At 67.8% G+C, this 16,776-nt stretch carries 16 protein-coding genes and 1 tRNA gene; 10 read left to right on the forward strand and 7 right to left on the reverse strand.

Translation table 11 applies throughout. The annotated features are described in order from the left end of the window. Positions 1-85: 85 nt before the first annotated feature. From ACQG07_RS03375 to pstB, 8 genes are all read left to right on the forward strand, one after another. Entirely contained in the window at positions 86-775 is a 690-nt protein-coding gene (locus ACQG07_RS03375; RefSeq protein WP_175116223.1) for a response regulator transcription factor, read from the forward strand. Then, positions 747-1,652, forward strand: coding sequence for a mycothiol synthase (gene mshD / locus ACQG07_RS03380; protein WP_159878053.1), 906 nt, complete (start codon positions 747-749; stop codon positions 1,650-1,652). Before ACQG07_RS03375 ends, mshD begins: the two co-directional genes overlap by 29 nt. 90 nt (positions 1,653-1,742) lie before the next feature. Continuing rightward, on the forward strand, positions 1,743-3,938 hold the full coding sequence (locus ACQG07_RS03385) for an RNA degradosome polyphosphate kinase (RefSeq protein ID WP_079705346.1): 2,196 nt from the start codon (positions 1,743-1,745) through the stop codon (positions 3,936-3,938). A gap of 52 nt (positions 3,939-3,990) precedes the next feature. Continuing rightward, positions 3,991-4,929, forward strand: coding sequence for an NUDIX hydrolase (locus ACQG07_RS03390; protein WP_079705345.1), 939 nt, complete (start codon positions 3,991-3,993; stop codon positions 4,927-4,929). Positions 4,930-5,122: 193 nt separating this feature from the next. After that, on the forward strand, positions 5,123-6,214 hold the full coding sequence (gene pstS / locus ACQG07_RS03395; RefSeq protein ID WP_079706246.1) for a phosphate ABC transporter substrate-binding protein PstS: 1,092 nt from the start codon (positions 5,123-5,125) through the stop codon (positions 6,212-6,214). Between the two features lie 121 nt (positions 6,215-6,335). Beyond that, positions 6,336-7,280: a phosphate ABC transporter permease subunit PstC gene (gene pstC / locus ACQG07_RS03400; RefSeq protein ID WP_079705344.1), complete on the forward strand. Its 945-nt coding sequence runs from the start codon at positions 6,336-6,338 to the stop codon at positions 7,278-7,280. Then, the gene (gene pstA, locus ACQG07_RS03405; protein WP_086474391.1) at positions 7,280-8,380 is read left to right on the forward strand and encodes a phosphate ABC transporter permease PstA; all 1,101 of its coding nucleotides are present in this window, start codon (positions 7,280-7,282) and stop codon (positions 8,378-8,380) included. Before pstC ends, pstA begins: the two co-directional genes overlap by 1 nt. 20 nt (positions 8,381-8,400) lie before the next feature. Next, positions 8,401-9,180, forward strand: coding sequence for a phosphate ABC transporter ATP-binding protein PstB (pstB, locus tag ACQG07_RS03410; RefSeq protein ID WP_056007815.1), 780 nt, complete (start codon positions 8,401-8,403; stop codon positions 9,178-9,180). Between the two features lie 128 nt (positions 9,181-9,308). Here the strand turns inward: pstB and ACQG07_RS03415 are convergent, their stop codons facing one another. The 3 genes from ACQG07_RS03415 to ACQG07_RS03425 all read right to left on the reverse strand — a co-directional run bounded on the left by ACQG07_RS03415 (position 9,309) and on the right by ACQG07_RS03425 (position 11,722). After that, complete coding sequence (locus ACQG07_RS03415) at positions 9,309-10,157, reverse strand: anti-sigma factor (RefSeq protein ID WP_426737146.1); 849 nt, start codon at positions 10,155-10,157, stop codon at positions 9,309-9,311. Next, positions 10,154-10,744 (reverse strand): ECF RNA polymerase sigma factor SigK, encoded by a 591-nt coding sequence (gene sigK / locus ACQG07_RS03420; protein ID WP_229940357.1) that lies wholly within the window; start codon positions 10,742-10,744, stop codon positions 10,154-10,156. The genes ACQG07_RS03415 and sigK overlap by 4 nt, the downstream gene beginning before the upstream one ends. A gap of 348 nt (positions 10,745-11,092) precedes the next feature. Next, positions 11,093-11,722 (reverse strand): DNA-directed RNA polymerase subunit beta, encoded by a 630-nt coding sequence (locus ACQG07_RS03425; RefSeq protein ID WP_086474394.1) that lies wholly within the window; start codon positions 11,720-11,722, stop codon positions 11,093-11,095. 129 nt (positions 11,723-11,851) lie between these two features. Here ACQG07_RS03425 and ACQG07_RS03430 point away from each other — a divergent pair. Next, positions 11,852-11,927 (forward strand) — tRNA-Lys (locus tag ACQG07_RS03430). A gap of 70 nt (positions 11,928-11,997) precedes the next feature. On the opposite strand, the gene ACQG07_RS03435 is transcribed toward ACQG07_RS03430, so the two are convergent. The 4 genes from ACQG07_RS03435 to ACQG07_RS03450 form a co-directional block, all read right to left on the reverse strand. Beyond that, positions 11,998-12,690, reverse strand: a complete 693-nt coding sequence (locus tag ACQG07_RS03435; RefSeq protein ID WP_274499561.1) for a ScbR family autoregulator-binding transcription factor — start codon at positions 12,688-12,690, stop codon at positions 11,998-12,000. Between the two features lie 392 nt (positions 12,691-13,082). Then, positions 13,083-13,598, reverse strand: coding sequence for a hypothetical protein (locus ACQG07_RS03440; RefSeq protein ID WP_426737150.1), 516 nt, complete (start codon positions 13,596-13,598; stop codon positions 13,083-13,085). Between the two features lie 141 nt (positions 13,599-13,739). Beyond that, positions 13,740-14,543 carry a hypothetical protein gene (locus ACQG07_RS03445; RefSeq protein WP_426737152.1) on the reverse strand — a complete coding sequence of 268 codons (804 nt, stop codon included), beginning with the start codon at positions 14,541-14,543 and terminating at the stop codon, positions 13,740-13,742. Positions 14,544-14,547: 4 nt separating this feature from the next. Beyond that, positions 14,548-15,159 carry a TetR/AcrR family transcriptional regulator gene (locus ACQG07_RS03450; protein WP_138946570.1) on the reverse strand — a complete coding sequence of 204 codons (612 nt, stop codon included), beginning with the start codon at positions 15,157-15,159 and terminating at the stop codon, positions 14,548-14,550. Between the two features lie 106 nt (positions 15,160-15,265). On the opposite strand from ACQG07_RS03450, the gene ACQG07_RS03455 reads away from it, so the two are divergent. Further along, positions 15,266-16,762, forward strand: coding sequence for an MFS transporter (locus ACQG07_RS03455; RefSeq protein WP_426737155.1), 1,497 nt, complete (start codon positions 15,266-15,268; stop codon positions 16,760-16,762). Positions 16,763-16,776: the final 14 nt, after the last annotated feature.

Below are 16,776 nucleotides of genomic sequence, written 5' to 3' on the forward strand. Positions count from 1 at the left end.
CATCGGACCACCAGCGGGCGCCCGGTGCGACGTGGGGTGCGGTCGTTCGCCTAATATGGTTCCAAACTCAGTCGGGAGGATGCGCGTGGCGCAAATTTTGGTCTTGACCTCCATGGTCGGCACCGAGGTCCTCCCATCCCTCGGGCTCCTGAGCCACCGCACCCGGCAGATCCCAGCCGACCCCGCACAACTCGTGAACGCTCCGAGTTCGGACCTCGTGCTCGTCGACGCCCGCCAGGACCTCGCGAGCGCCAAGTCGCTCTGCAAGATCCTCGGTGCGTCCGGGCTGTCGGTCCCACTCCTCCTCATCCTGACCGAGGGCGGCCTCACGGCTGTCAGCGCCGACTGGGGCGTGAACGATGTCATCCTCGAATCCGCCGGACCGGCCGAGGTCGACGCGCGGATCCGGCTCGCGATCGGCCGCGCCTCGCAGGAGCACTCGGCGAGCAAGATCCAGGCGTCGGGCGTCGTCATCGACGAGGCCAGTTACTCCGCGAAGGTCCACGGCAAGCCGCTGGACCTCACCTTCAAGGAGTTCGAGCTGCTCCGCTTCTTCGCGACCCACCCCTCCCGCGTGTTCACGCGCGAGCAGCTGCTGAGCGAGGTGTGGGGCTACGACTACTTCGGTGGCACGCGAACCGTCGACGTCCACGTCCGCCGGTTGCGCGCCAAGCTCGGCGACCTCGAGCAGCTCATCGGCACCGTGCGCAACGTCGGCTACCGCTTCAACGTCTACGAGGACGATCATGCCCCGGCTGACGCTGTCGGTTCGTAACGTCGACGACGCCCGCACCAGGGATGCGCTCGAGCGCGTCGTGCGCACGGCGTCGCTCGTCGACGGCCAGCCGCCGTTCAGCGACCAGTCGCTCATCGACGCCGCGTCCGGCGCCCGAACACTGATCCTCGCCGTCGAACCACAGGACCCGCCGGTCGACCCCGACGACTTCGCCGTCGTGGGCGCGGCCATCCTCGGCCATGGCGAACTCGAGTTCGTCGTCGAGCCCGAGTGGCGGGGTCACGGCTACGGTCGCGCCGCACTGCGCGGCGTCCTCGCCAACTGTCCTCCGCAGGTGCGCATCTGGGCACACGGCGACCACCCCGCCTCCCGGGTGCTCGCACAGGAGTTCGGCTTCTCGCCGGTCAGGACGCTGCTGCAGCTCCGCCTGACCAAGGCGCCGACGAGCCGCGCACGACCGGCCACCACTGGGCACGCGGATGTCACGGTCGGCACGTTCCGGCCGGGAGTCGACGAGGAGGAGTGGCTCGAGGTCAACGCGCTCGCCTTCGCCGACCACCCCGAGCAGGGACGCATGACCCTCGACGATCTCCGCGCCCGGGAGGCCGAGTCCTGGTTCGACGCCGACGACTTCCTACTCGCACGAGGCTCCGACGGCGACCTCCTCGGGTTCATCTGGTTAAAGGTCGAGGACACGGTCGGCGAGGTCTACGCGGTCGGCGTGCACCCTGCGGCCAGTGGCCGAGGGCTCGGGCGACTCCTGATGGAGGCCGGCCTGGCCCGACTGCGGGATCGACGCGTCGAGGCGGTCACGCTCTACGTCGAAGCCGACAACCTCCCTGCGGTGTCCCTGTACCGCTCGCTCGGATTCACCGACCACACGATCGACGTGCAGTACGCGAGAACCGACGCCTGATCCCCTCCACAGCGGCGCGGCGCTGCGGCATTTACACAGTGTTCACCGCAGTCGTCGCGACCACCCCCGCCACGGTGTCATGATGAAGACATGCCAGCAGACCCAACCGTGCTCGATGTCGGCCTCGATGGAGACGAAGAGGACTTCGACCCCGCCTTCGAGCGGAACGATCCCGCGCTGCCCGAACACCGCTACCTCGACCGCGAACTCAGCTGGCTCGCCTTCAACCAGCGTGTGCTCGAGCTCGCCGAAGACCCGGCGCTACCCGTCCTCGAACGCGCCAACTTCCTCGCGATCTTCGCCTCGAACCTCGACGAGTTCTTCATGGTGCGGGTCGCCGGCCTGAAGCGCCGCATCCTCACGGGCCTGGCGGTCCCGACGAACGTCGGCAACGCTCCGGCCGACGTCCTGTCCGAGATCTCGCAGCAGGCGCACGTCCTGCAGGAACGGCACGCGCGCGCCTGGCACGACCTCGTCCGTCCCGACCTCGCCGAACGCGGCGTCACGGTCGTCACCTGGGACTCACTCGACGCAGCCGACCGCGAGTACCTCAGCGAGTACTTCAGCAACCAGGTCTTCCCGGTGCTCATGCCGCTCGCTGTCGACCCGGCGCACCCGTTCCCCTACATCTCCGGCCTCTCGTTGAACCTCGCGGTCCGAGTGCGGAACACCCGCACCGGGCGCGAGGAGTTCGCCCGACTCAAGGTCCCCCAGATGATGCCGCGCTTCGTCCGCGTCGGTCCGGCGGAGCGCCGTTCCGCGTCGCTGGACACCGCTCCCAGCGTTCGCTACATCGCCCTCGAGGAGGTCATCGCCAACCACCTCGGCCACCTCTTCCCCGGCATGGAGATCGTCGACCACCACGTCTTCCGCGTCACGCGCAACGAGGACATGGTGATCGAGGAGGACGAGACCGAGAACCTCATCCAGGCCCTCGAGAAGGAGCTGCTGCGCCGCCGGTTCGGGCCGCCCATCCGGCTCGAGATCACCGACGACATGGACGATGTCACCCTCGGACTCCTCGTCCGCGAACTCGACATCACCGAGCAGGAGGTCTACCGCCTGCCCTCGCCGCTCGACCTCGGTGGCCTCTTCAGCCTCGCCGGCATCGACCGCCCGGATCTCCAGTACCCGAAACGCGTCCCGACCACGGCGCTGCAGTTCCAGCCCGACGAGCCCAACGGCAAGCCCGACCTCTTCCGGTCGATCGCCCGTGAGGACGTCCTGGTCCACCACCCCTACGAGTCCTTCGCCACGAGCGTGCAGGCGTTCATCGAGCAGGCCGCCGCCGACCCGCACGTGCTCGCGATCAAGCAGACCCTCTACCGGACCTCGGGCGACAGCCCCATCGTCGAAGCACTCATCGACGCGGCCGAGGCCGGCAAGCAGGTCCTCGCGCTGGTCGAGATCAAGGCCCGGTTCGACGAGCAGAACAACATCTCCTGGGCCAGGAAGCTCGAGAAGGCCGGCGTCCACGTCGTCTACGGGCTCGTCGGGTTGAAGACGCACTGCAAGCTCGCGCTCGTCGTGCGGCAGGAGCGCGGCGTGCTACGCCACTACAGCCACATCGGCACGGGTAACTACAACCCGAAGACGAGCCGCATCTACGAGGACCTCGGTCTGTTCACGGCCGACGACCAGGTCGGCAAAGACCTCACCCGCCTCTTCAACGAGCTGTCCGGGTACGCGATCGAGAAGAAGTTCAAGCGACTCCTGGTCGCGCCGCGCCACCTGCGCAAGGGCCTCCTCAAGCACATCGAGCAAGAGCGCACGAACGCCGAGGAGGGCAAGCCCTCCGGGATCCGCATCAAGGTCAACTCGATGGTGGACGAGTCGATCATCGACGCGCTCTACCGGGCCAGCCAGGCGGGGGTCCCGGTCGACCTGTGGGTTCGCGGGATCTGCGCGCTGAAGCCAGGCCAGCCGGGGATGAGCGAGACGATCCGCGTGCGCTCCATCCTCGGGCGGTACCTCGAACACTCGCGCATCTTCTCGTTCCACAACGACGGCGACCCGCACGTGTTCATCGGCAGCGCCGACATGATGCACCGCAACCTCGACCGCCGCGTCGAGGCGCTCGTCAGGCTCACCGACCCGAAGCACCTCGAGGCGACCGCCGCGATGTTCGAGCAGGCCCTCGACGAGCAGACGTCGTCGTGGTGGCTCGACGCCGACGGTGTCTGGACGCGCCACGCGGTCGACGCTGACGGACGACCGCTCACGGATCTGCAAGACTCCCTCATGCTCGAGACCGCGGCCCGCCGCCGGCCGAGGAACCGTCGCTGACGACTTCGCACCGCGACCCACCCGAGCACCACGACACGACGAGGCAGTGACTATGACGACGACGGCAATCTACGCAGCCGGTGCCGTGTGCTGGCGTCTCATCGACGGCAAGGTCCACCTCCTCGTCATCCACCGCACGGTGTACGGCGACGTCACCATCCCCAAGGGCAAGGTCGATCCCGGAGAGACGCTCGCGCAGACGGCTGTGCGGGAGATCAAGGAGGAGACCGGCCTGAGCGTCCACCTCGGTGTGCCGCTCGGTGTCTCCACGTACCCCTTGTCGAGCGGACGCGAGAAGATCGTCCACTACTGGTCGGCCGAGGTCACCGACCAGGCCGTCCGCGAGAGCACGTTCATCCCGAACGGCGAGGTCGCCGCCCTGGAGTGGGTCACCATCAAGCGGGCACGGAGCTACCTCAGCTACGAGCGCGACGTGGAGATCCTCGACGCCTTCGCCGCGCTGGTCGACGAAGGCGTCACAGCGACCTTCGCCCTCATCGCGATGCGTCACGGGAAGGCCACGTCCCCCTCCGAATGGCCTGGCGAGGACGCGACCAGGCCACTGGCGCCGCGCGGCGTCAAGCAGGCCGCGGGGAACGTCCCGACCCTGCTCGCCTTCGGTCCTCGCAAGATCGTGACGAGCACGGCCGTGCGCTGCGTCAGCACCGTCAGCCCGATCGCCGCGGCCGCGGGCATCGAGCCGAAACGCTCCGAGCTCATCAGCCAGGACGCCTACGAGCGGGGCGAATCGGATGTCCGCCGAGTCGTCGGCCGTCGCGTCCGGGCGCTCAAGACGGCCATCCTCTGCAGCCACGGACCGGTCCTCCCCGAGATCCTGCACGAGATCGCGCTCGCCACCGGGTCCACCCGAGGCTCCTACCTCGGGAGCGCCGCCGCACTCGAGACCGGGGCGTTCTCCATCGTGCACCTCTCCCGGACGAACCCGAGCTCCGGCATTATCGCGATCGAGACGCACGAACCCCGCGTCTGACCCATCCGCGCGAACCCCCTGAACAGGGGCCGTTCGTGGTGCATTCGCGGCGTTGCCACGTCGGCCGCCATGAAGCCGTCGATATCCGTTCACCCGTTGTTTACCATCACGGGGGATGCTCGTCATGCCACGTGGTTAGCGTCACTGACGAGCCAGCACCGGCTCGCACCCACACCAATGAATGGACATCCCTGTGAAGTTCTCACGTTTCGGCCGCGTCGCGGTCGTAGCAGCAGTCGCAGCCGTCGCACTGACCTCCTGTGCGGCCAACGAAGGCGGCGCCACCGCCACAAGCGCAGCCGCCAGCGACCTCAAGGGCAGCCTGGCCGGTAGCGGCGCATCGTCGCAGGGCAGCGCCCAGGAAGCCTGGGTCGCCGCCTTCCAGACGTCGAACCCGGACGTCACCATCAACTACTCCCCCGACGGCTCCGGCGCCGGCCGCAAGGCGTTCATCGCCGGCGGCGTGCAGTTCGCCGGTTCGGACTCGGCCCTCTCCGACGAAGAGCTCTCGAGCACCTTCGCCGCATGTGCAGCCGACACCAAGGCGATCGACCTCCCGGTCTACATCTCCCCGATCGCGGTCATCTTCAACGTCGAGGGCGTCGACGAGCTCAACCTCGACGCAGCGACCATCGCGAAGATCTTCGCCGGTCAGATCACCAGCTGGGACGACCCGGCGATCGTCGCGCTGAACCCCGAGGCCAAGCTCCCCTCGACCCCCATCACCGCCGTCCACCGCTCGGACGACTCGGGAACGACGAAGAACTTCGCCGACTACCTGAACAAGAACGCTCCGGACGTCTGGACCGCTGAGCCGGCCGACACCTTCCCGTTCCAGTCGGGTGAGGGTGCCAAGGGCACCTCCGGCGTCGTCGACACCGTCAAGGGTGGCACCGGCACCATCGGCTACGCCGACGCGTCGAAGGCCGGCGACCTCGGTGTCGCGAAGATCAAGGTCGGCGAGGAGTTCGTCGAGTACAGCGCCGAGGGTGCTGCCGCCGTCGTCGAGGGCTCGCCGCTCGTCGAAGGCCGCGAGGCGAACGACATCGCGATCAAGCTCGACCGCGAGACCACGGACGCGACCCACTACCCGATTGTGCTCGTGAGCTACCTCATCGCCTGCCAGGAGTACGCCGACCCGAAGGTCGCCGACCTCGTCAAGGCCTACGCCGGCTACATCGCCAGCGACGCCGGCCAGGAAGAGGCTGCGAAGTCGGCCGGTGCTGCGCCGCTCTCCGCAGACCTCGCCAAGAAGGTCCAGGACGCGATCGCGTCCATCAAGTAATCCAACGGTCGAGCGTGCCGGGGCCTGCCCGGCACGCTCGACCTGCGTCACCAGCACCCGCAGTACCCGCTCCCCGAGTCTGTCGAGGGGCACCACCATCGCATCGAGAGAACGGGAACCCATGGCTGTCGAGGCCCTAGCTGCGAGACCCAAAGCCAAGCAACGAGTCGGCGACCGCGTCTTCTCGACGCTCTCCGTCGTCTCCGGATCACTCATCCTCGTCATCCTGGCGGCGGTCGCGATCTTCCTCATCGTCCAGGCGTTCCCGGCCCTCACGGCCGACTCCTCGTCGTTCACCGGTGCTCCGACGAGCTTCTGGGCCTACGTCGGCCCGTTCGTCTTCGGCACCATCTGGGCGGCCATCCTCGCCCTCGCGATCGCCGTGCCGCTCTCGCTCGGGATCGCCCTCTTCATCACCCACTACGCGCCGCGCCGACTCGCGGTCGCCCTCGGCTACGTCATCGACCTCCTGGCCGCCGTGCCGTCGGTCGTCTACGGCCTCTGGGGTGCGCTCGTCCTCGCGCCGTTCGTCCAGCCCTTCTTCGCCTGGCTGTCCGAGAACCTCGGCTGGATCCCGCTCTTCGGTGGCACGGTGTCCGGCACCGGTCGCACGATCCTCACCGTCGCCCTCGTGCTCGCGGTCATGATCATCCCGATCATCACGGCCATCTCCCGGGAGATCTTCCTCCAGACCCCGAAGCTCCACGAGGAGGCCGCGCTCGCGCTCGGCGCCACGCGCTGGGAGATGATCCAGATGGCGGTCCTGCCGTTCGGACGCCCAGGCATCGTGTCCGCCTCCATGCTCGGCCTCGGACGCGCCCTCGGCGAGACGATGGCCGTCGCGCTCGTGCTCTCCCCCGCCGCCGTGTACTCGTTCTTCCTGCTCACCTCGAGCAACCCGAACACCATCGCGGCGAACATCGCCCTGAACTTCCCCGAGTCCTTCGGCATCGACGTGAACAAGCTCATCGCCACCGGCCTGATCCTGTTCATCATCACCTTCGTGGTGAACTTCATCGCCAGACTCATCGTCAACCGTCGTAAAGAATTCTCGGGAGCGAACTGATGACCGCCACGACCGACCGCCGCCAGGCGTCCATCGCCACGCCGTTCTCCAACTCGCTCACCGCGGGCAAGCTGCCGAAGTTCGCGCCGCTCACGATCCTCGCGGGCAGCCTCATCGTCAGCGGTGTCATCTTCCTGCTGTTGCAGCAGTCGACGGCCGACAAGAGCTACAACGTCCCCGGAGCCGTCGTGCTCGGCGCCGCGCTCTACGCGGTGACGGTGTACGTCTCGTCGCTCATGGTGGAGGGACGCCGGAAGGCCAAGGACCGCCTGCTCACCACCCTGGTGACCGCGGCCTTCGTCGTCGCCCTCCTGCCGCTCGTCTCGGTCGCCATCACGGTGATCTCGGCTGGCGCCGCCCGCTTCGACATCGAGTTCTTCTCCCTGTCGATGCGGAACGTCGTCGGTGAGGGCGGTGGAGCACTGCACGCCATCACCGGCACGCTGCTCATCACGCTGGCCACGTCGGTCATCTCCATCCCGATCGGGATCCTGACGGCGATCTACCTCGTCGAGTACGGTCGCGGCAAGCTCTCCCAGGGCATCACCTTCCTCGTCGACGTGATGACCGGCATCCCGTCCATCGTCGCCGGACTGTTCGCCTTCGCCCTGCTGGCGATCTTCTTCGGCCCGGGCGTCCGGCTCGGCATCGGCGGCGCCATCGCGCTGTCGCTGCTCATGATCCCCGTCGTGGTCCGTTCCAGCGAGGAGATGCTGAAGCTCGTGCCGAACGAGCTGCGTGAGGCCTCCTACGCCCTCGGTGTGCCGAAGTGGCTGACCATCCTGAAGATCGTCCTCCCCACCTCGATCGCCGGCATCATCACCGGCGTGACGCTCGCCGTCGCCCGCGTCATCGGTGAGACCGCGCCCCTCCTGATCATCGCCGGCTTCACCCAGAGCATGAACTACAACCTGTTCGACGGCCCGATGATGACCCTCCCCGTCTTCGTGTACACCCAGTACGCGAACCAGGGCACCGACGGGGCCGCCTACGTGGACCGCGCCTGGACCGGCGCCCTCGTCCTCATCCTCATCGTCATGGCGCTGAACCTCATCGCCCGACTCATCGCCAAGATCTTCGCCCCCAAGTTCGGCCGCTAGGCCGCGAGCAAAGGAACCCCGTGTCCAAGAGCATCGAAGTCAACGACCTCAACGTCTTCTACGGCAGCTTCATGGCTGTCGAGGGCGTCTCCCTCCAGATCCAGCCCCGCACGGTCACCGCCTTCATCGGCCCCTCCGGCTGCGGCAAGTCCACCTTCCTCCGCACCCTGAACCGCATGCACGAGGTCATCCCCGGCGCACGAGTCGAGGGCGAGGTCCTGATCGACGGCAACAACCTCTACGGCCCGGGCGTCGACCCGGTCCTCGTCCGTCGTCAGGTCGGTATGGTCTTCCAGCGCCCGAACCCGTTCCCGACGATGAGCATCAAGGAGAACGTCCTCGCGGGCGTCAAGCTCAACAACCGCAAGATGTCGAAGTCCGACCAGGACGCGCTCGTCGAGCGCTCGCTTCAGGGCGCCAACCTCTGGAACGAGGTGAAGGACCGCCTCGACAAGCCGGGCTCCGGTCTCTCCGGTGGTCAGCAGCAGCGTCTCTGCATCGCCCGTGCCATCGCCGTCTCCCCCGACGTCGTGCTGATGGACGAGCCGTGCTCGGCCCTCGACCCGATCTCCACGCTCGCCATCGAAGACCTCATCGAGGAACTCAAGCAGGAGTACACGATCGTGATCGTGACGCACAACATGCAGCAGGCGAGCCGCGTCAGCGACAAGACCGCGTTCTTCAACATCGCGGGCACCGGCAAGCCGGGCAAGCTCATCGAGTACGACGACACCACGACGATGTTCTCGAAGCCGTCCGTCCAGGCGACCGAGGACTACGTCTCTGGTCGCTTCGGTTGATCTGACGCCGGCATCACGACAGCCCCGCCCGAGAATCCCGGGCGGGGCTGTCGTCGTCTGCAGCGGCTCCGCGAGTCTGTCGAGGCGAAGGGCCTGCCGACACACCCTCTCGGGCCGGAGGGAACGGACTACGCCGTCTCGATGACCATGATCGGGTCGGTGGTGGGCTGCTTGGAGCCACCCTGCGGCTCGACCGTCACACCGACCTTGTCGCCCGCGCTCATGGCGCCGTCGAGGACCCGCCAGGTGGTGCCGTTCGCTGCGGAGAAGGTGCCGGCCGAGACCGGGCCTCCCTCGCCGATGTACCAGAGTTCGTAGACCTTGTCTGACGGCAGGGAGCCGAGTCCGTCGACGAGCAGGGCTGACTTGCCGAGCTCGCCCGACCAGACGAGGGTCGCCGTCGCATCGTCCATGGACACCTTCGCGCGCTGGACGTCGGACGCCGCGTTGATCTCCGCGAGCGCGACCGTCTGCGTGAGGGATCCGCCACCGAAGGTGTTCGCGAGTCCGACACCACCGAAGATGAGGCCGACCGCTGCTGCGGCGCCGACGACCATGCCGACGGCACTGCGACGCCACCGTGAGGCGGCTTTGCGCTCCGCTGCACCGGCCACCGGGGTGGTCGCCGCTGCAGGGGCCGGCGTGGCGGTCGGTGTCGACACCGGCGTCTCGTCGACCTCTGGGACCGCGGTCGGAAGCGCCCGCACCTCGGCGACAGGAGCATCGACGGGGGCGTCAGCGGGCAGCTGCGGCAGGTTCTGGATCGCAGCCATGAGCGAGTTCTTGAGCGCTGCCGACGGCTGCACGGGAGGTGCTGCGAGGTCGAGCATGGCGACGGTCTCCTCGAATTCCGCCGCTTCCTCGCGGACGGACTCGTGTTCGGCGCGCAGGCGGTCGAACCGCTCCTGCTCGCGCGGGGTCAGGGTGTGCAGCGCGTTTCCGGCTGCCAGGTCTGTTGCATCGTCTCGCTCGGTCATGTACGCACCCCCAACTCGTCTCGAAGTCTGATCATTCCGTCTCGCAACCTGGTCTTCACCGTACCGATCGGCACGCCGAGCAGGTTCGAGATCTCGCTGTGACTGTAGCCGCCGTAGTAGGCGAGAGAAACAGCTTCGCGTTGCAGCTCGCTCAACCGGACGAAGGCCCGCTTGACGCGCTCGTGCTCGATCCGGATCTCGACCGTCTCCTGCACGTTGTCGACACGCTCATCGAAGTCGCGGATGCCGATCTTGAGATCGCGGTCGCGTCCGGCCTGTGAGGCGCGCACGCGGTCGATCGCACGACGGTGCGCCATGGTGAGCACCCAGGTCGTGGCCGTGCCCTTGCCCGCCTCGAACTTCTGGGCGTTCTGCCAGACCTCGAGGAACACCTCCTGGGTGACCTCTTCGGACTGCGCGTGGTCGACGAGCACCCGCTTGACGAGTCCGAGGACCCGCGGCGCGATGTGGTCGTACAGCTCGCTGAACGCGACCTGGTCGCCGCCAGCCACGCGGATGAGCAGCGCGTCGAGCACGTTCGCCAAAGACACCTGCGGTGCAGCGTCGGCTTCCGGTCCCGTGGTCACAAGTCTTAGCTTCTCACGGACACCGGCCGTTTGCGCGACGCCCACCCGAGGGCGGGTCTGCGTGTACAGTGCGGCGGTCATACACGGAGTTCGGTGCCGACCCGGGATCCGATTGGAGGAATCGACGCGATTCGACACCCCAGTTCCGGTGTCATCACGGAACGGGCGGCAGGCGGCTGAAGACCTCCGCACAAAGCAAGTGCCAGGCCGCAGGAACGCCTCTCGGCGCAAGGCCGCTCGAAGCGGCGATTTTTGGAGCCCGGGGTTACTGCGGCCCGGCTAGAACAGTGTAGCAAGGGATTACCTGTGGACATTCCCAGGTCGAAGGCCTTGACCAGGGCGCCTGGATCAGTCGAGGGAATCGGTGCGCCACAGTCGGGCGCAGCCGGCGAGCTCCTCGGCGATGGTGCTGAACCGTGCGGCCTTCGTGGTGAGTCTCGCGGCGTCGGCGGGGTCCACCGCATCCCGGTCGTTCGCGAGGGAGGTGCAGCCGACCGCGTTGATCCGGCAGAAGGACGCCGCCCGCTCGAGGGCGATCGCGAAGTCGCCGGTGTACAGCCCACGGAGGATCTGGTCGGCGAGGACGATGATCTCCTCCGGCCCGGTCGGCTCGGCCGCGCCGGCGATCACGGGGTCGACGGTGGTGATGAGCTCGGTGCCCCGCTGGAAGCTGAAGCTCGTCCCCACCGGGTCCTGCCGGATGAGCAGGCGCAGTAGGTAGATCCGCCAGAGGGCTCCTGGGAGGCTCCGCGGGCTGGCGTGCGACCAGAGTTCGGCGATCGCGTCGATCCCGTGCTCGTCCGTGTACGTCACGAGGCGATCGACCACGGCAGGGTCCGGGTCCGCCCGCACCCGGGTGAGGAGGGCGACTGCCGTCTCATGGGTGATCCTCGAGACGGCCTCCGGGTCGAGACCGCCCTGGATCGCTTCGAGCATCGACGGCGGGAGCTTCGTCGGACGATGGAATCCCTCGGTCATGCCTGCTCCTCCCTGCGACGCGCTTCGCGCACCCGACAACGGTACTCGCCTCGTGGGGCGATCCTCCCCCGTGGCCCCGGCCCGCGCGTCAACGGGTGCCGTCGAAATCTCGTAGAGTAGAGCGCGTATGGGCCTGTAGCTCAGTTGGCAGAGCATCGGACTTTTAATCCGCGGGTCGTGGGTTCGAGCCCCACCGGGCCCACCACAGACGCGGTACTCGAACGCGTCACGTCGGGATAGACGGTCGTCGCCCGCCCATCCCCCGGCGTGGATCGCTACATCGACGCGGCAGGTCGTGTCGGGCGCACATCGCCCGCAGCGCCGAAGGCGTCCTCCCGGACCCGCGTCGCCTCGGCCCACTGCGCCTCGGGGACGATGGCGTCGATCGCGAGCCGCCACATGCGGTCCACCGACGCTGCGATGTCCGAGCGCCCGACCGTCGCCTGGGCGGTGAGCTGGACACCGGTGAAGAATCCGATCAGCGTGCGGGCCAAGTCCGGCGCCGACATCGAACTCACCAGATCCCCGGCTTGCAGCGCCACGTCGAGCTGAGCGGCCGTCCCCGAGATCCAGTCCTCGTAGAACGCGCCGGCCGGTTGGCTCAGCGAACCCTCATCGAGCGTGAGTCTGATCCCGGCACGGACCACCGGGTCGTTCTCGAGTTGGTCGACGATGGCGCGCGAAACCCGGATGAGCCGCTCGAGGACCCCGTCGTACTGTTCCGACACCCGTGCCATGAGCGGCATCGACCGGTCGTGCTGCTCGTGGATGACCGCGAGGGCGATCTGCTCCTTCGACTTGAAGTGGAAGTACATGGACCCCTGCGAGATCCCGGACGCTTCCGCGATCATCGACAGACTCGCGTTCCCGTAGCCGATGCGGTCGAAGACGGTCGCGGCGCCCTCGACGATCGCGTCCTGCGTCACCTGTCCGCGTTCCTGCGTGGGCGTTCGTCGCGTCCCCGGCATCCTGACCTCCTCGGGCAGCCTGTGCTCCGGCTCCGATCCATCGGCGCCGTATCCGTCGACCGTGGCCGGTCGGGGCCTCAGCCTAAAGGCTCGGAGCGCAAACAACCGACCTCTTCTCAATAACTGGTACGAACGACTTATTCGTGACACACTGGTGGAGGTGTTGCCGCCGCAGTCCACGCCTCAGTGGACTGTGTGTTCGCGACGGGGGTTTGCGACGCTCACCGCCTCGACCGGTGGGTCACGCAGGGATCGGGGGATCCAGCGCTGCGTGATCCACCCGGTCTCTGACGCTCTCCCGGTCCACCCCACAAGTCGAATGCCGCGGGACAGACGAATGAGGCCGTCGCCGGTCCACGAGGTTCTTCGCGTCCGTCTGAGCTGGACGCCGATCACGGACGCTCGAAGCTGAGTTCGTCGATGGAGGCCTGCTCGGCGGGTCCGCCACCCGCAGTGACGGCAGCGACGCCGTCAGGGCAACGAACCTCATCGACCGTCAATTCCTCGCTGCCCATCGCCTGACTCGCAGCAACGCAGACATACACCTGCGCGGTGTCCTGCCCCGTCCAGTCCGACGTCACTGCAACGCCGCGCAGGATCGCGGTGACCTCGACACGGTCCGACCGGGACTTCACGGCGTAGATGATGGCGCCTCCCTGGGCCCTCGGAACCTGATCCAGTGCCCCGATGAGGGTCGAGCCGAACGATGTCTCGCCTGCCCTCACCGCCGACACGGCAAGGTCGGCCGTGTCATACAAGGTCGTCAGCTCGGTCATACCCGCCTGCAGCCGCGCTGCAGCCCTGGCAAGGTCCCGGTGAGCCGTTTCTTCTGCGGACGGTTGCGTGGTGCAACCCGTGAGCGCGAGCGCCGCGGCCATCGCAGGCGCGAGCCAGATCCGAGTCCTCACGGGAGCCCTCCTGCCCGTGCCGCCGTCGGCACCGTGTCGTCTTCAGCGCGGTCTGCGTCCTGCGAAGTCTCGCATGGGCACGACCTGGCGGCGTCGGGGCGAACCCCTCACCGCGTGCTGGTCACTGCACGACGGAGAGCGTCAGCGCGCGAGCATCTCCGGGAGGCCCACCACCAACGCCTCGTCCGCGAGGCTCGCGTCGATCGAGACGAACGACAGGACCGTGATCGCGACCCCGAGACGCGCGGCTGCTTCGAGCTTGTGGTGGCCGTCGAGCACGAAGTGCACGAGACCCGCGTGGGCGTCGGCGCTGTCGAACGGCTGTGTCCGGTCCAGCACGGAGACCGCGAGCACGGTCGCCGCTCCCCCGGTGCGAAGCCGCTCCTCATACGAGGCCACGCGCTCGCGGTCGTTCCAAGCGGGCGGCACCATCGGCACCAGGAACTCGAAGAGGGTCTCGTGCTCGCCGGTCGTCCGGGTCGGGCCGCGGTAATAGCCGGTCGCCGGGTCCTCCGGCGCCCCGAGCGTGGGGTCGATCCCGCGGTGCGCGACCTGCTCCCGCGAGAAGTAGTCGTGATCGTCACCCGGAGCGACCAGGACGGACTCGATGGACAGCAGGAGCGGCAGATAGGTCCCCTCGGGGAGGATCGTCGACACGAGGCCACGTAATGACGGATCGTCGATCGCGGGCACGCCCTCGTCGAGGTGATCGTGCAGTGCGTCTGCGGCGAGCGCCCGAGCGCCCTCGTCCAGACGACGGAACAGCAGCGCGCAGGTTCCGCAGGGGAAGCTCAACTCGAACGCCTCCGCGCCATCGACGATGAGGTGGCGTCCGCCCGGCTCACGGAAGCCGGAGAAGCGCAGTGCGGCGTCGGGCGTCCCGAGGCGGACCGGCGCGGCGTGATCGAGCAGCCCGGTTCGAGATCGGGCGGATCCGTCGGTCATCGAGCTACTTCCGGACGGCCGGGATGATGACGCCGTCGATCACCGAGATGAGGAAGTCACGTGTCACCGGCTCCCGCAGCATGAGCACGCGATAGCTCACCATCGCCTGACTCACGAGGGACAGCGTCTCAACATCGGCGTCCGCGCGGATCTCACCGCGGTCGATCGCACGCTGCAACAGGAAGCGGTTGACCGCCATGCGCGGCTCCACGATCGCCGCATGGATGGACTCGGTGAGCTCCGGGGCATCCGAGATCATCGACATCACGCCGGCGAACACGCGCATCTTGCGCTCACCCTCGGCGATGGACGGCGCCTTGATCATCGCGACGAGGTCGCCGCGGAGTGAGCCGGTGTCGGGCAGCTTCGAGAAGTCGGGATCGATCTGCTTCATGCAGGCGACCGCGTCGATCACGAGTTCGGACTTCGACGCCCATCGGCGGTAGAGCGTCGCCTTGCCGGCCTTCGCCCGCGCGGCGACCATGTCGACCGTCATCCCGGCGTAGCCCGTGTCGGCGAGGACGTCGAGCGCGGCGTCGAGGATCTCAGCGTCCCGCGTGTGGTCGCGCTTCCGGCCGAGCTTCGGCGCTGCGGGTGGGGTCTCGAGCTGCGTCATCGCGGCTCACCTCCCTTTCGTCTCCGGGAACAGCATAGTTCAGGAACTCGAACGTTCTGGAACTATTCGGTTCCGAAACTACTCAGTTCCGTATAGAGTCCTCAGCATGACTTCGAATCTCGCCGCCGGAACCCCGGCAGTCTCCTCACGCCGCTGGTGGACGCTCGTCACCGTCGGCCTCGCGCAACTCATGGTAGTGCTCGACGCCACCGTCGTGAACATCGCGATGCCCGCCGCACAGGCCGACCTCGGGTTCTCCGACGGCGATCGCCAGTGGATCGTCACCGCCTACTCCCTCGCCTTCGGCAGCCTGCTGCTGCTCGGCGGACGCCTGTCCGACCTCATGGGCCGGAAGCGGGCCTTCATCATCGGGCTCGTCGGGTTCGCGATCGCCTCGGCCCTCGGAGGCGCAGCGGACTCGTTCGGCACCCTCGTCGCCGCGCGGGCACTCCAGGGCGTCTTCGCCGCCCTCCTCGCACCGACCGCGCTCGCGATGCTCACGACCACCTTCACGATCCCGAAGGAGCGCGCCCGCGCGTTCGGCGTCTTCGGTGCGATCGCCGGCGCAGGTGGCGCGGTCGGTCTCCTCCTCGGCGGATTCCTCACCGAGCAGTTCGACTGGCGCTGGAACCTGTACATCAACGTCGTGATCGCCGTGATCGCCATCGTCGGGGCGGTCCTCTTCATCACCACCCCGAAGACGACCGGCCCCCGCCCCAAGCTCGACGTTCCGGGCACCGTCCTCGTCTCGGGTGCGTTGTTCAGCCTCGTCTACGGCTTCGCCAATGCCGAGACCGACGGGTGGGACTCGCCGCTCAGCTGGGCCTTCCTCGCCGCCGCAGCCGTGCTCCTCGTCGTGTTCGTCCTCTGGCAGCGCCGGGCCGCGCACCCGCTCCTCCCGTTGTCGATCATCCTCGACCGCAACCGCGGTGCCGCGTTCATCTCGGTCATGATCGCCGGAGCCGGGATGTTCGGCATCTTCCTCTTCGTCACCTACTACCTGCAGGCCTCGCTCGGGTACTCACCACAGCAGACGGGCTTCGCCTTCCTCCCGATGATCGCGATGCTCGTGCTCGCCGCGCAGCTGGGGACCAACCTCCTCGTCCCCCGCTTCGGGCCGAAGGTCATGGTGCCGTTCGGCATGACGCTCGGTGCGATCGGCATGCTCCTCCTCACCCGACTCGACCTCGACAGCTCCTATGTCGGCAACGTCATGCCCGCGCTCATGGTGCTCGGCTTCGCGATGGGATCGATCATGCCCGCCTCGATGCAGACCGCGACGCTCGGTGTCGACCGGGCGTTCGCCGGGGTCGCGTCGGCGACGGTCAACACGAGCCAGCAAGTCGGCGGGTCGATCGGTGTGGCGCTGCTCAACACCCTGGCGGCGAGCGCCGCCACGGCCTACGTGACCGACAACGCGCCGCCCACCCCCGAGGTGCTCGCGCAGGCCGCGATCCAGAGCTACCAGACCGCCTACTTCTGGGGTGCCGGGTTCTTCGCGGTCGGCGCGGTGACGGCGGCACTGCTGTTCCGCCGACGCAACCAGGGACTCGCCCTGCACCACGCCCCGGAGGCGTCCGCAGAGCCGGTGCTCGCGCACTGATCCCACCGGGTTCC

Origin of the sequence: Plantibacter sp. 2H11-2, from assembly GCF_050031945.1 — a bacterium.
In the GTDB taxonomy this organism is placed as follows: domain Bacteria; phylum Actinomycetota; class Actinomycetes; order Actinomycetales; family Microbacteriaceae; genus Plantibacter; species Plantibacter auratus.

Excerpts from the sequence above, each read along its gene's own strand:
- mshD (WP_159878053.1), top strand. The coding sequence starts at position 747 with ATGCCCCGGCTGACGCTGTCGGTTCGTAACGTCGACGACGCCCGCACC.
- ACQG07_RS03385 (WP_079705346.1), top strand. The coding sequence starts at position 1,743 with ATGCCAGCAGACCCAACCGTGCTCGATGTCGGCCTCGATGGAGACGAA.
- ACQG07_RS03390 (WP_079705345.1), top strand. The coding sequence starts at position 3,991 with ATGACGACGACGGCAATCTACGCAGCCGGTGCCGTGTGCTGGCGTCTC.
- pstC (WP_079705344.1), top strand. The coding sequence starts at position 6,336 with ATGGCTGTCGAGGCCCTAGCTGCGAGACCCAAAGCCAAGCAACGAGTC.
- pstA (WP_086474391.1), top strand. The coding sequence starts at position 7,280 with ATGACCGCCACGACCGACCGCCGCCAGGCGTCCATCGCCACGCCGTTC.
- ACQG07_RS03415 (WP_426737146.1), bottom strand. The coding sequence starts at position 10,157 with ATGACCGAGCGAGACGATGCAACAGACCTGGCAGCCGGAAACGCGCTG.
- ACQG07_RS03425 (WP_086474394.1), bottom strand. The coding sequence starts at position 11,722 with ATGACCGAGGGATTCCATCGTCCGACGAAGCTCCCGCCGTCGATGCTC.
- ACQG07_RS03435 (WP_274499561.1), bottom strand. The coding sequence starts at position 12,690 with ATGCCGGGGACGCGACGAACGCCCACGCAGGAACGCGGACAGGTGACG.
- ACQG07_RS03445 (WP_426737152.1), bottom strand. The coding sequence starts at position 14,543 with ATGACCGACGGATCCGCCCGATCTCGAACCGGGCTGCTCGATCACGCC.
- ACQG07_RS03450 (WP_138946570.1), bottom strand. The coding sequence starts at position 15,159 with ATGACGCAGCTCGAGACCCCACCCGCAGCGCCGAAGCTCGGCCGGAAG.
- ACQG07_RS03455 (WP_426737155.1), top strand. The coding sequence starts at position 15,266 with ATGACTTCGAATCTCGCCGCCGGAACCCCGGCAGTCTCCTCACGCCGC.